This window comes from Luteibacter sp. (assembly GCF_036499525.1).
In the GTDB taxonomy this organism is placed as follows: Bacteria; Pseudomonadota; Gammaproteobacteria; order Xanthomonadales; family Rhodanobacteraceae; genus Luteibacter.
The window spans coordinates 78294-91072 of record NZ_DASYDO010000063.1 but is presented as its reverse complement, the minus strand read 5'-3'; the positions used below and the strand labels follow the sequence as shown (position 1 = coordinate 91072).

The window sequence follows — 12779 nt, the reverse complement described above, 5'->3', positions numbered from 1 at the left end:
AAGCCGCCGGCGACACCGGCGGCTTCGTCGTTTCACCAGGTCGTCGGCTTCGGATTGCGCTCGTCGAAGCCCTTCTGGTGCCAGTAGGGGTAGGGCGGCGTGGTCTGGCTCACGGTGTCCAGGCGTACGATTTCCTCCGGTGTGAGCGTCCAGCCCACGGCGCCGAGGTTCTGTGTCAGCTGGGTTTCGTCGCGCGCGCCGATCACGATGTTCGAAATCGACGGACGGCTCAGCACCCAATTCAGGGCGACCTGCACGATGGACTTGCCACGCTCCTGGGCGATTTCGTCCAGCACGTCGACGATGTCGCAGAGCTTCTCGTCGTCCACCGGCGGGCCACCCACGGCGCCGCCCGATGCGATGCGGCCGGTGTCGGCGGGCTGGCCGCGGCGGATCTTGCCGGTGAGGCGACCCCAGCCAAGCGCGCTCCACACCATCGTGCCCACGCCCTGGTCGAGCGCCAGCGGCATGAGTTCCCATTCGTAGTCGCGGCCGACGAGCGAGTAGAAGCCCTGGTAGGCCACGTAACGGCCGAGGCCGTACTTCTCCGAGACCGCGAGCGATTTCATGAGGTGCCAGCCGGAGAAGTTCGATGCACCGATGTAACCGATCTTTCCGCTGGAAATCAGGTCGTCGAGCGCGCGCAGGGTTTCCTCCACCGGCGTAAGCGCGTCGAAGCCGTGCATGAAGTACAGGTCGATATGGTCCGTCTGCAGGCGACGCAGGCTCGCCTCGCAGGCGCGGATGATGTGATAGCGCGACGAACCCTTGTCGTTCGGGCCATCGCCCATCGGGAAGGTGGACTTCGTGGCGATCAGCGCCTGGTCGCGGCGCCCCTTGAGGGCCTCGCCGAGCACTTCCTCGGCCATGCCACGGGAGTAAATGTCCGCTGTGTCGAACATGTTGACGCCATGCTCGAGGCACAGGTCCACGATGCGTTTTGCTTCGTTCACCTGGGTGGAGCCCCAGCGCTCGAAGAATTCGCCCGAGCCCCCGAAGGTACCGGTGCCGAGGCTGAGGACGGGGACTTTCAGGCCGGAGCGGCCGAGTTGACGATGTTCCATGGAAGAGCTCTTGTGTAAAAAAGCGCATTATGCATGATGAACTGATAATGCCCAGTGGTCGTCGCCAGTTTGGCGAGACATTCAGAAATCTTACGGACACAATATCCCGGCCGTTTCGCAGCGTACGAGAACTTGAAAGCCGAGAATTGAACAGTGGAGATGAGGCAATTGGTGGCCGACACGGATCTGGCAGTGAAACAGCGCACGTCGGGACACCAGGACGTGTCGGTTCTTGCGTCGTCCGACTTGTTTCGTCACGTCAGCGCCGACAAGGCAGCATTTTATCGCGCGATCATGGCGGTGTTCGCCGCCGCCAAGCGGCAGTACCGGCTGCAACTGCGTCCCGAGGAGGTTCTGGCCGAGGCTGATTGGCCGAGCGCGCCGCCCTCGCGTGAGGAGGTGGCTGCGGCGCTATCGCAGCTTACTGAATGGGGCAATCTGGAGTCGCAACCGGATATGGCGCGCAAGCAGACCTTGGCCGACTTCTACCGCGCCCACAACATTTACCGCCTCTCACGCGGTGGAGAGGCGGTGGAAGTCGGTCTCGATGCCTTCGCGCGCAACCTAAGCCACCGCGCTCAGTTGCAGACGGTGGCTCTGGAGGACATCGACAGCCGGTTGCAGGCCCTGCGCCAGTTGGTAGATGCCGCAGCCTCAATCCACGACATCGACGTGGCGAAGACCAATGAGGTTCTTCGTGATCTAGTGAGGGTGTTCGAAGACATGACCGCCAACGCACAGGCCTTCATGGCCGGTGTGGCACGCAGCCTGGAATTGCGCCAGGCCGACGCCACCGCGCTGGTGGCCTACAAGCGAAGGCTGATCGAGTACCTGGATCGCTTCGTGTCCGATCTGATCCGTCGCTCCGACAGCATCGCGCGGATGCTTCGTGAACTGTCTGAACGCATCGATCCGGTGCTGGCGCTGGTGGTCGAGCGCGACTCCCGCGATGCTGCGCCGGGCGACGGCGAGGACCGCACGGCGGAAGTTCAGCGCCGCCAGGCGGAGTGGCGTGAGCGCTGGAAAGGTCTATGCGGCTGGTTCCTCAGTCAGGGCAACGAGCTGCCGCAAGCCGAATTACTACGCTCCCGTGCCCGCGCGGCTATCCCGCAATTGCTCGCTGCGATTGCGGCGGTCAACGAGCAGCGCAGCGGACGCAGCGACCGCTCCGCTGACTTCCGCGTGCTGGCGCAGTGGTTCGCTGCCTGCGGCAGCGATGGCGAAGCACACCGCCTTTCACGCGCGGCCTTTGCCCTGAATCCGGCGCGTCATTTTTCGCTGGACGTGGCGGCGGACGAGGATATCCCGGCGAGTACGTCGTGGCTGGACGCGCCGCCGCTGACGATCAATCCGCGCCTGCGCGAGTACGGCGAAGCGGCGCCGCGTGGGCCACTGGCGCGGATACGCGATCGCAGCCGCGAGCGCGAACTGATGGCGCGGCAACTGGCGGACGAATCGCGCCAGGTCGAGGCCGCGCGAAAGCGTCTGGCGACTGCTCACCCGACACGGTTGTCGGAGCTGGGCGAACTCGATCCGCACGCGTTTGCCCTGTTTCTGAACCTGCTCGGTGAAGCGCTGGCCGCGCAGGATGGTCCGGACAAGCCGGTGGAACGTCAGACCGGCGACGGCCTGCTGCACTTGCGCCTGGAGCCGCTGGCAGCGGACAGCTTTGCGCAAATCCGGACGACTGCGGGAGCGTTCACCGGGCGCGATCACCTGCTGACCATAAGTCCCATGCGGATGACGCGATGAATGCACATTTGAATCGCCGCAATGCACGCCCGGTCGGCGAATGGCAGCAGGCCCAGCAACAGGATGAGTTCCGTCGCGCCTTGCGCGCCTTGCTCATGCGCCCCTTGATGCCGCCCGTGGATCCCGAGTTCTCGGCCGTGCGGCGCCAGGCCGAGCGCCTGCGCGACTGGTTCATGCGTGAGGCGGGCTGGCCTTTGCTGATCGATCGTGAGGGCGCGCGCCTGTACAAGCGCCCGGCCAATCTGTCCGATTCCAGCCGCGGGCTACCGGATTACGATCGCCGTCGCTACGTGTTGCTGTGCCTGGCCTGCGCGGTGCTGGAGCGCGCCGATCCACAGATCACCCTGCAACAGATCGGCGAGCGCGTGGTGCAGCATGCTGGCGATCCCGCGCTGGAGGCGCAGGGGTTCAGCTTCGCCTTGGGCAGCGCAAGCGAGCGCCGCGAATTGGTCGTGGTCTGCCGTACCCTGCTGGAACGCGGTGTGCTGGTGCGGGTGGCCGGCGAGGAGGAAAATTTCGTCCGTGATGGTACCGGCCAGCAAGCGGATGCGCTCTATGATGTGCAGAGGCGATTGTTGGCCGGCCTGCTGGCGTCAGTGCGGGGGCCGTCCACCTGGAGTGCCGCGGAAGCCCCGGTCAGTCTGGAAGCACGCCTGCACGCGCTGGTGGCCGAACTGGAGTTGGATAGCGAGCAGGGTCGCCGCGACGCCAGGCGCCACCATCTCGCACGTCGCCTGCTCGACGACCCGGTGCTGTACAACGGCACGCTGGACGAGGACACCCGCAATTACTTCATCAACCAGCGCGGCCCACTGGCCGCCCGCTTATGCAAGGACACCGGGCTGGTGGCCGAACAGCGCGCCGAAGGCCTGGCGCTGGCCGATGAGGGTGGGCAGTTGACCGACGTGGCGATGCCCGCTGAAGGCACCGAGGCCCACGTCACCCTGCTGGTGGCAGAGCACCTGGCCGCACGCCTGCGCCAGGCACGTGTGCCAATACAGGTGGAGGTGGACGAAATCGCCTTGTACCTGCGCGATGCCGCAGGCCGCTTCGGGAGGTTCTGGCGCAAGTCGGCGCGCGCACCGGGCGCCGAGCGCGAACTGGCCGATGTTGCCATCGGTCGCCTGCATCGCCTGGGCTTGCTGGCGTGCGATGGCGTTTGCATCGAACCGTTGCCGGCTATTGCACGCTTCGCCCTCGGCCATACCGAGGTGCGCGACGCCAGCGGTGCCATGTCCCTGTTTTCCGAAGCTGCCCATCCATGACACAACACCTGCAGCTGTCCGAACCCACCCTGCCGCCGCTGCCCGAACCGCGACGCGAACGTTGGCAGCCGTTGCGCCTGGGCCTCGTCGAACTGTTTCATTACGACAGCGAGGAATTCTGGTTCCACGACGGTCACCTGCTGCTGCGCGGCAACAACGGCTCGGGCAAGTCAAAAGTGTTGTCGCTGACCTTGCCGTTGCTGTTCGATGCCAATTTGCGCCCATCACGGGTCGAGCCCGACGGCGACCCCGGAAAGAAGATGGCCTGGAACCTGCTGATGGGCGACCGCTATCCGCGCCGTATCGGCTATAGCTGGATCGAGTTAGGTCGCCGCGAAGCCGATGGTTCCGCGCGATACCTAACCCTGGGCGTCGGTCTGTCGGCGGTGAATGGCCGTGCACAGGTCGAAAGCTGGTTCTTCTTGCTCGAAGGCGATGGCGGCACGCCTGATCCGCGCATAGGGCAGGATGTGTGGCTGACCACGGCCGACCGCCAGGTGCTCACGCGCGAGCGCCTGCGGGATGCGATTGCCGGTCGCGGCCTGCTTTTCGAGAACAACGCGCAAGGCTATCGCCGCGCTGTCGATGAACGCCTGTTCCATCTCGGCGTGCAGCGCTACGCGGCCCTGATGGATACCCTGATCCAGCTGCGCCAGCCACAATTGTCGAAAAAGCCGGATGAAAGCGGCCTGTCCAACGCCTTGAGTGAATCGCTGCCGCCACTGCCGGTGGATCTGCTGAGCGATGTGGCCGAGGCGCTGAACCAGTTGGAAGAGGATCGTCGTCAGTTGCAGGACAGCCAGCGCCTCGAACAGACCGTGACCCGTTTCGAGCAGCGATATCGGATCTATGCCGGCATGCTCGCCCGCCGCCAGGCGCGCGAACTTCGACAGGCCCAGACCGGCTTCGACAAGGCCAGCGAAGTGCGCAACCGAGCGCAGGCCGAGCGCGATACAGCGTTGGCGCTGAGCCAGGAGGCCAGCCATGCCGCGGAGAAGGCAAGGCAGGCGAGCATGGCGGCGCGCGAGCATCTGGACACCTTGCTGAGTGACCCGGCCAACCAGGACGCCAACCGTCTTGCCCGCGCCGAGGCCGACGCCCTCCAGCGTGAAGGCGAGACCCGCGTAGCCAGCGAGCGCAGCCTTGACGCAAAAACCGCGTTGCAGCGGGAAAGCGAGCTTAGCCGGCAACGCGCTGAGGCCGCCGGGCAGGCGCGCCACGCATTGGAAGTCGGTCGCGCTCGCGTATTTGATGATGCCGCCGCCGTCGGCCTGGATAGGGTGTTCGTTGTACACCCGCTGTTCGCCGAGCCGGTCGATGCGCTGACTACGGACGCGCCGATCGACGTCGATGGACTACACGACGCAACGCGCTGCCGCAGGCAAGATATCGAACTGCTGCGTCGCCGTCATGCCGAGATCGACACACTGCGAACGGTGGTTGGCGAGAGAGAGAATGCTGTACAGGCGGCGCGCGCGGACATCGCTGATTCCCTGTCGCGACGCGAGCACGCCGACTGCCATGCCGAAGCCATCGGCGACTCGCTGGCACGGGACTGGGCCGCGCACTGTGCCAGCTTGCGCCACCTGCTTTTCGATACCGACGCGCCGCTGCGGAAACTTGCCGACTGGATCGCGCGTGCCGATAGCGGCAATCCGAATCCAGTGCAGGCGGCACTGGACCGTGCCTGGCAGGATGGCCTGCACCGCCACGCAGTACGCAAGGCGAAACTGGACGCTACACAGCACGCTCAGCGCTACCAGCGCCGCGAACTGGAAAGCGAACGCGAGCGCCTGCTCTCAGGTGACATCGCCAGCCCGCCGCCGTCGCCAACCCGTGGCACCGATGCGCGCGCAGGTCGCGCCGGCGCTCCATTGTGGCAGGTGGTGGACTTCCAATCGGAATTGAATGCCGAGGCGCGCGCCGGGCTGGAAGCCGCGCTTGAAGCCGGCGGCCTGCTCGACGCCTGGCTGTCCCCGCAGGGCGAACTGCTGAGCGATGACGGCCGCATTCTGCTAGACAGCCAGTGGCAACGTCGCACTGCGGTCACCGGCGCCAGCCTGCGCGGCGTGTTGGTGCCGACGCCGCCACAGGACTGCGGTATCGCGACGAACACCATCGATGCGTTGCTCGGCGGCATCGCGTACGGCGCGCGGGATCGCCCCGAGGCCGAAAGCTGGTTGTCGCCCAGCGGTCAATTCCGCCTTGGCGCGCTGGCCGGGGCGTGGACCAAGCCTGCAGCGAGCTACATCGGCCATGCCGCCCGCGAACGCGCGCGGCGGGAACGGCTCGAGGCTATCGTCACCGAGCTGACGCAACTGGCCGCCGCCGATGCGGAGCTGGTGCGACAGTACGAAACAATGGCGAACGAACGCGAGGAAAGCGAGCGCGAGTGGCGCGGCGCGCCGACCGGGGAGCCCTTGCGTGACGCCATCGCCGCCGCGCTGGCATCGGCTAACGAGGTCGATCGCGCCCGTAACCGGCTGGCGCAGGTCGAACAACGGGCCCGAGAGGCCGAGGGCAAGCTGCATGATGCACGCGATCAACTACAGCACGATGCATCAGACCTGCATCTTCCGGCCGAAGTCGGAAAGCTGGCGGATGTCGAATTGGCCCTGCAAGCCTGCGAGCGGGTGCTGGCCGAGTTGATCCAGACCGCGCGCGACTGGCGGCGCGCCTGGCCCGATCATCTCGACCAGCGACAGCGCGAGAGCCACGCCCGCCACGTCGCAGAGGAAGCCGAAGAACTCCTCGCGATCACCGAGGAACTGGCCGGAAAGGCGCGCAGCCACTTCGAAACCCTGCGCGATTCGGTCGGCCGGAAGGTCGAGGAACTGCGTGCCCGTATCAGTGCCGCGCGCGCCGGCAGCACGCAGGCCGAAGGCGCCTTCGAGCATTGCCGCCAGGCGGCCAGCGAGGCCGATAAGGCGCATGCGGTCGCCAGCACCCACGCCGAACAGGCGGAGAGAACCCTGGAAGAACGCATCAGTATCCGCACCGGGACGGTCGAGCGTTTGCGTCAGTTCGCCGCCAGCGGTCTGCTAGTCTCGGCCTTGCCCGGGCAGGAATTGCCCGGCCAATGGAGCGTTGATCCGGCCCTGAATCTTGCCCGTCAGATCGAGCGGGCGCTGTCCGGCATCGACGATAACGAACACGCCTGGAACCGCGTGCAGAAACAGATTTCCGAAGATCTCGGCGAGTTGCAGCGCGGCTTGGGCGCACTCGGTCACCAGGCCATTTCCGAACCCAACGATTTCGGCTTGACCGTCGCCATCCAGTACCAGAACCGCGCCGAACGCCCGGACACGCTGGCGCGGTTGCTGACCGAAGACATCGCCCAGCGCAGCGAACTGCTTTCGGCCAGGGAACGCGAAGTACTTGAAAACCACCTGCAGGCCGAAATCGCCGCGGAGATCCAGCGCCTGATGCGCGCCGCCGACGAACGCGTCGGGGCAATCAACGCCGAACTGCATAAGCGCCCGACCACCACCGGCGTGCGCTACCGCCTGCAATGGGAACCGCTGTCGGTGGACGAAGGCGCGCCCGCCGGACTCGATCAGGCCCGTCAAAGGCTGCTCAATACCAGCGCGGACCTATGGTCGCCCGGGGATCGGCGCACGGTGGGACAGATGCTGCAACATCAGATCGCGGCAGAACGCGCGCGGGCGGATGCCGATGCCGCCGGCGGCAGCATGATCGACCAATTGGCGCGCGCATTGGATTACCGCCACTGGCACCGTTTCCGCATCCAGCGCCTGCAGGACGGGCAATGGCGCAAGCTGTCCGGCCCGGCCTCCAGTGGAGAGCGTGCGCTTGGCCTGACCGTGCCGCTGTTCGCCGCCGTCGCCAGCTTCTACGAGCACGGCGGCAGCCGCCTGGCGCCGAGACTGATGCTGCTGGATGAAGCCTTCGCTGGCATCGATGACAGCGCCCGCGCCCACTGCATGGGCCTGGTGCGAGAGTTCGACCTGGATTTCGTCATCACCAGTGAGCGCGAATGGGCCTGCTATGCGGAACTGCCCGGCGTGGCGATCAGCCTCCTGCAGCGCCGTGAAGGCATTGACGCGGTATTCGTTTCGCGCTGGCTGTGGGACGGAAATGCGCGGCGCACTGAGGACGATCCCGACCGCAGGTTCCCGCCGGCATGAGCGGCGTACCGGATCCGCGCCTGCAACGCCTGCTCGGTGGACCGGAACTAGCTCGGGTGCGCTGGCGACTGCGGCGCCGTTTCCAGCGGGCCGACGCGGATGCGACTGTGGCAATGATGCGCTTGGACCAACTCGACCCGGATGCGCATCGCGCGTTATGCCAGTTGACTGGGAAACGCTTGCGCCTGGGGCAGTCGATGACCCTGGACATCGCCGATCTCGACAATCGCCTGCGCGCCGCCGGCTTGGCCGATTCGCTGCTCGATGCGCTCGAGAGATTGGATGGCCCGATCATTGCCCATGCCAGGTTGCGTAGGGAGCTCCATTCGCGGTGGCTTGCGGTCGCCGGCCAGGCCGCTCCGATGCTGCGCGACTGGTTGACGGCATCCCCTGCCGGGCTAGGCCTGCTCAAGCGGCTTGCATGCGAGCCCAAGCGTGGGGCCGAATTACTCGCTGCCGCCGACGCCGTACTCGCCCGCTTGCCCGCCAAGGGCATTCCGCGCTCGCAATTGGCCGCGGAAACCTTGGGTGATGCCCATGGCCTGGATGCCGGCAAGCCGGTGGCGACGCTGGTGCTGGCGGCGTGGCGGCAGCGTGGACGCAACAAAGGCGGCGAAGATACGGGCGCGTCCGGCGCTAATCAGTTACCGGAGTCGGTGTCCACGGCGCCCGACGTGGAAGCCGAGCGTCAGCGCGAGGTCTGGGCACGCGCCGGCGTGTCGGTCAGCGAGTTGGCGCGTCCGGTGCTGTTCCTGAACCTGCCGATGTTCACCGATGGCCGTCGTGCCATGAGTCCCGGCGACCCAGGCTACCTGTCGCTGAGGCAGTTGTTACGGCAGCCACCGGCCTGGCCGGTTGCGGGGCGCCGCATCCATGTCTGCGAGAATCCGGACATCGTCTCCATCGCCGCCGACTGCCTGGGCGCTGACTGTGCGCCACTGGTCTGCACCGACGGTATGCCCGCCGCCGCGCAGCGCATCCTGCTGGACCAGTTGACTGCCGCCGGTGCGCAGTTGCACTACCACGGAGACTACGACTGGCCCGGCATTGCCATCGGCAACTTCGTCATGCGCACCTGGCGCGCCTCACCCTGGCGCTTCGGCGGATCCTACTATCGTGCCGCCGTCGCGCAGGCGCCGTCACGTCCGCGCGACCTGGGCGTGGGCATAGTCGAGCCGCTGTGGGATGCGGAACTAGCCGCCGCAATGGACGAACATGGCTTGGCCATCGCCGAAGAGGCCGTTGTAGGGCAGTTGCTCGCTGACTTGCATCAGAGTTGATGGCGGATGATCGGCATTGGTGTCGATAGGAACGGGAGTCTTTCCTCGAAGTCGAATGCCATCTGTCGCGGAGCACGCGGCGCGCGTTGCCTACGCCAGGGTTTCATCATGGCCAAGGATACTGGCGGTGAAAGCTCCAGCGCATGCTGGTGGGTCGTGATCAACCGTGCTTCGGCGCAACAACGGTACGCGTGCGACGTCGAGATCAGAAGATGCCTGGCAACGCTGTACATCCTGTTGCCGAAGTGGTTGAGCAGGATCAGATAGGCGCTGGCCAGGGAATGACGCTCGTTTGCTGTGGAAGGTCGTGCAAATTGCGCTTCTGTGGCAATTAGGAAAGAGAGCGGATCGTTTCCATCGTCGCTGGCCAGCATGTTCAGCAGCGGATGGGGATTTGGTTGCTCGTCACCCGCTGACCGGGCCGGGTCGAGCCGGATGGCGTGGCGCACGTTCAGTTCGGTATAGCGGACGAGATGCTGGTACAGATGACTGAGTAGCAGCCGCTGGAAAGAAGGGTCGAGGAAATCGGCGGGAACGCACTTCCGTGCCGATATAGCTCTGGCCATCAACCAGGCTTCATTCACCACATCGTTGTACGAGTGCTCCCCTTTGGTGCGCCGTGCAATCCTTTTCAAGTCTTCCTTGCGTTCCAGAACGAACCGATCGAATGTATCCATTCGCAGGATCCATGATTGAAATCAGGGAAGCTGGGCGGTGTTTGTGGATGATGCCCAGCACGTTGAGAATTGCCCTGGTGGTTATGCACCATAAGGCTGCTGACAAATTATCGCGATTTGACTTCCACGCGTTCGATCAAGGTGCTCACCGTGTTACATCATTACTGATATCGCGATCGATGTAGCAGGCATGGGCATCGGGTTCGAGGCGACGGCCCGGCTAACAAAAATGTTTACAATGAAACATAAGTGTTAGTGCAATGTGCACGCACCAACGAACGTGACCGGCGTGAGCCGATCCCAGTGGCCAGCGACAAGAAACGCGGCGAATACTGGGCTTCGCTCCCGGCCCTCGACGTGGCGAAGGTGGGGCTTTACGAGGCCATGCGCGCGAAGGGGCTCCGCAAATCGGAGCTTGCCCGGAAACTGGGCATGCACGCGCCGCAGGTTGAACGCCTCCTGGACTTGACCCACAAGTCCAAGCTGGAACAGGTCGAGGCGGCGCTGGCTGCGGTAGGCTATCGCATTCTCGTGTCCGTGGAACCGATCGAAGCCCGCCGCGCGGCGTGACCAGTAGTCCAATCCGTGTCCCATCAAGGGGGCGGGCTCGGTCGCCCATTTTTTCGTCCAGTGAGACAGGTCAGCCCTATGCTGGTGCTGCGCCACATGGGAGGGCAGACAGATCAATCGAGGTCGAGCAGTCACGCGGCCACTGCTGCCCTCGAGTCCTGTATCGGCTGCTATCACACCTGATCGAACGCATGCTGTCGACGCCGTACCGGCGTCACCGTAACGATACAATACCGGCGCTCTCGCTGCCCAGCCGAAGACGACTGGGGTACAAATGAGGGTATATTTTCAAGAGCAAGGCGATCGCTCCTTGCCATATCAATCGCTTAGGTCGTTTATGATCTTGATGATCGACAACTATGACAGCTTCACCTTCAACCTCGTCCAGTATCTCGGCGAGTTGGGGCAGGAGGTCAAGGTCGTACGGAACGACGCGCTTACCGTCGCAGGTATACGCGCGCTGGCGCCTTCGCGGATCATGATTTCGCCGGGGCCGGGCACGCCGGACGATTCCGGCGTGTCGATCGACATCCTGCGAGAACTGGCGGGCGAGCTGCCTATTTTCGGTGTCTGCCTGGGGCACCAGGCCATCGGCCAGGTGTTCGGCGGCAAGGTGATCCGGGCGCGCGAGATCATGCATGGCAAGACCTCGCCGGTCCGGCACCGCGGCCAGGGCGTGTTCGCCGGCCTGCCGAACCCCTTCGAAGCCACGCGCTACCACTCGTTGGTGGTGGAGAAGGACTCAGTGCCCGATTGTCTCGAGGTAACGGCCTGGACGGAGCGCGAAGACGGTTCGATCGACGAGATCATGGGCCTGCGCCACCGCACGCTGGACATCGAGGGCGTGCAGTTCCACCCGGAATCGATCCTCACGCAGCATGGCCACGACCTTCTCCGCAATTTCCTCGGCATGCCGTTGCCGCTCGCCGCGTAAGGACCCGCGCTCCATGGCCATCACTCCCTCCGAGGCGCTCCAGCGCACGATCGAGCATCGCGAGATCTTCCACGACGAGATGATCGAGCTCATGCACCAGATCATGCGCGGCGATGTGAGCCCGCTGATGACGGCCGCCATCGTTACCGGCCTGCGTGTGAAGAAGGAAACCGTCGGCGAGATTACCGGCGCCGCACGCGTGATGCGCGACCTCTCGTCCAAGGTGGAAACCGGGCCCCATCCGCATTTCCTCGACATCGTGGGCACCGGCGGCGACGGTGCTTCGACATTCAATATTTCGACGGCATCCATGTTTGTCGCCGCTGCCGCGGGCGCCCGCGTCGCCAAGCACGGGGGACGCAGCGTTTCGTCAAAATCCGGCAGCGCCGACGTGCTCGAGGCATTGGGGGCGCGCATCGACCTGCTGCCGGCGCAGGTGTCCGTATGCATGGAGCAGGTGGACATCGGCTTCATGTTCTCGCCCAACCACCATCCGGCGATGAAGGTGGTGTCGCCGGTGCGCAAGGAGATGGGCGTGCGCACCCTCTTCAACATCCTTGGCCCGCTGACCAATCCTGCCGGCGCCCCTAACATCCTCATGGGCGTGTTCCATCCCGACCTCGTGGGCATCCAGATCCGGGTGCTGCAGGCGCTGGGCGCCCGTCACGCGATGGTGGTCTGGGGCCGCGACGGCATGGACGAGATTTCGCTGGGTGCGGCCACGCTGGTGGGCGAACTCCGCGACGGCACGGTGCGTGAGTACGAGATCGAGCCGGAGGACTTCGGCCTGTCGATGGCATCGAGCCGCAACCTGCGGGTGGAAGACGCCGAAGGTTCGAAGGCGATGCTCCTGGACGCCATCAGCGGCGTGCCGGGCGTGCCCCAGGACATCGTCTGCCTGAATGCAGGTGCGGCGCTCTATACGGCCGACGTCACACCGTCGATACAGGCCGGCATCGATCTTGCCCGCGCTACCATCGCCAGCGGCGCGGCCCGTGTGAAAATGGAGGCGTTCGTGGCCGAGACGCAGCGGCTCGGCGCCTGATATCGTCGGGGCTCCCCAGTCCCCCGGCCTTACCCAAGGAACTC

The 12779-nt window shown here is 65.1% G+C and carries 9 protein-coding genes; 7 read left to right on the top strand and 2 right to left on the bottom strand.

Annotation, left to right across the window (positions count from 1 at the left end; translation table 11 throughout):
• Positions 1-32 precede the first annotated feature (32 nt).
• The gene (locus VGM71_RS12230; protein WP_331545484.1) at positions 33-1064 is read right to left on the bottom strand and encodes an aldo/keto reductase; all 1032 of its coding nucleotides are present in this window, start codon (positions 1062-1064) and stop codon (positions 33-35) included.
• Positions 1065-1235: 171 nt separating this feature from the next.
• Here VGM71_RS12230 and VGM71_RS12225 point away from each other — a divergent pair, with 171 nt between their 5' ends.
• From VGM71_RS12225 to VGM71_RS12210, 4 genes are read left to right on the top strand one after another with little or no spacing between them, the layout of a single operon-like run.
• The gene (locus VGM71_RS12225; protein ID WP_331545482.1) at positions 1236-2816 is read left to right on the top strand and encodes a TIGR02677 family protein; all 1581 of its coding nucleotides are present in this window, start codon (positions 1236-1238) and stop codon (positions 2814-2816) included.
• Positions 2813-4081 (top strand): TIGR02678 family protein, encoded by a 1269-nt coding sequence (locus VGM71_RS12220; RefSeq protein ID WP_331545480.1) that lies wholly within the window; start codon positions 2813-2815, stop codon positions 4079-4081. Before VGM71_RS12225 ends, VGM71_RS12220 begins: the two co-directional genes overlap by 4 nt.
• Positions 4078-8229 carry a TIGR02680 family protein gene (locus tag VGM71_RS12215; protein ID WP_331545478.1) on the top strand — a complete coding sequence of 1384 codons (4152 nt, stop codon included), beginning with the start codon at positions 4078-4080 and terminating at the stop codon, positions 8227-8229. The genes VGM71_RS12220 and VGM71_RS12215 overlap by 4 nt, the downstream gene beginning before the upstream one ends.
• Entirely contained in the window at positions 8226-9509 is a 1284-nt protein-coding gene (locus tag VGM71_RS12210; RefSeq protein WP_331545476.1) for a TIGR02679 family protein, read from the top strand. Before VGM71_RS12215 ends, VGM71_RS12210 begins: the two co-directional genes overlap by 4 nt.
• On the opposite strand, the gene VGM71_RS12205 is transcribed toward VGM71_RS12210, so the two are convergent.
• On the bottom strand, positions 9500-10186 hold the full coding sequence (locus tag VGM71_RS12205) for a hypothetical protein (RefSeq protein WP_331545474.1): 687 nt from the start codon (positions 10184-10186) through the stop codon (positions 9500-9502). The two genes, VGM71_RS12210 and VGM71_RS12205, sit on opposite strands and share 10 nt — an antisense overlap.
• Before the next feature lie 303 nt (positions 10187-10489).
• On the opposite strand from VGM71_RS12205, the gene VGM71_RS12200 reads away from it, so the two are divergent.
• From VGM71_RS12200 to trpD, 3 genes are all read left to right on the top strand, one after another.
• On the top strand, positions 10490-10756 hold the full coding sequence (locus VGM71_RS12200; RefSeq protein ID WP_331545472.1) for a hypothetical protein: 267 nt from the start codon (positions 10490-10492) through the stop codon (positions 10754-10756).
• 337 nt (positions 10757-11093) lie between these two features.
• The gene (locus VGM71_RS12195) at positions 11094-11690 is read left to right on the top strand and encodes an aminodeoxychorismate/anthranilate synthase component II (protein WP_331545470.1); all 597 of its coding nucleotides are present in this window, start codon (positions 11094-11096) and stop codon (positions 11688-11690) included.
• A gap of 13 nt (positions 11691-11703) precedes the next feature.
• Positions 11704-12735, top strand: a complete 1032-nt coding sequence (gene trpD / locus VGM71_RS12190; RefSeq protein ID WP_331545468.1) for an anthranilate phosphoribosyltransferase — start codon at positions 11704-11706, stop codon at positions 12733-12735.
• The last annotated feature ends 44 nt before the right edge of the window (positions 12736-12779 follow it).

What these genes read in the sequence shown, in the direction of transcription:
- VGM71_RS12230 (WP_331545484.1), bottom strand. Translation starts at nt 1,064, where the DNA reads ATGGAACATCGTCAACTCGGCCGCTCCGGCCTGAAAGTCCCCGTCCTC.
- VGM71_RS12220 (WP_331545480.1), top strand. Translation starts at nt 2,813, where the DNA reads ATGAATGCACATTTGAATCGCCGCAATGCACGCCCGGTCGGCGAATGG.
- VGM71_RS12215 (WP_331545478.1), top strand. Translation starts at nt 4,078, where the DNA reads ATGACACAACACCTGCAGCTGTCCGAACCCACCCTGCCGCCGCTGCCC.
- VGM71_RS12210 (WP_331545476.1), top strand. Translation starts at nt 8,226, where the DNA reads ATGAGCGGCGTACCGGATCCGCGCCTGCAACGCCTGCTCGGTGGACCG.
- VGM71_RS12205 (WP_331545474.1), bottom strand. Translation starts at nt 10,186, where the DNA reads ATGGATACATTCGATCGGTTCGTTCTGGAACGCAAGGAAGACTTGAAA.
- VGM71_RS12195 (WP_331545470.1), top strand. Translation starts at nt 11,094, where the DNA reads ATGATCTTGATGATCGACAACTATGACAGCTTCACCTTCAACCTCGTC.
- trpD (WP_331545468.1), top strand. Translation starts at nt 11,704, where the DNA reads ATGGCCATCACTCCCTCCGAGGCGCTCCAGCGCACGATCGAGCATCGC.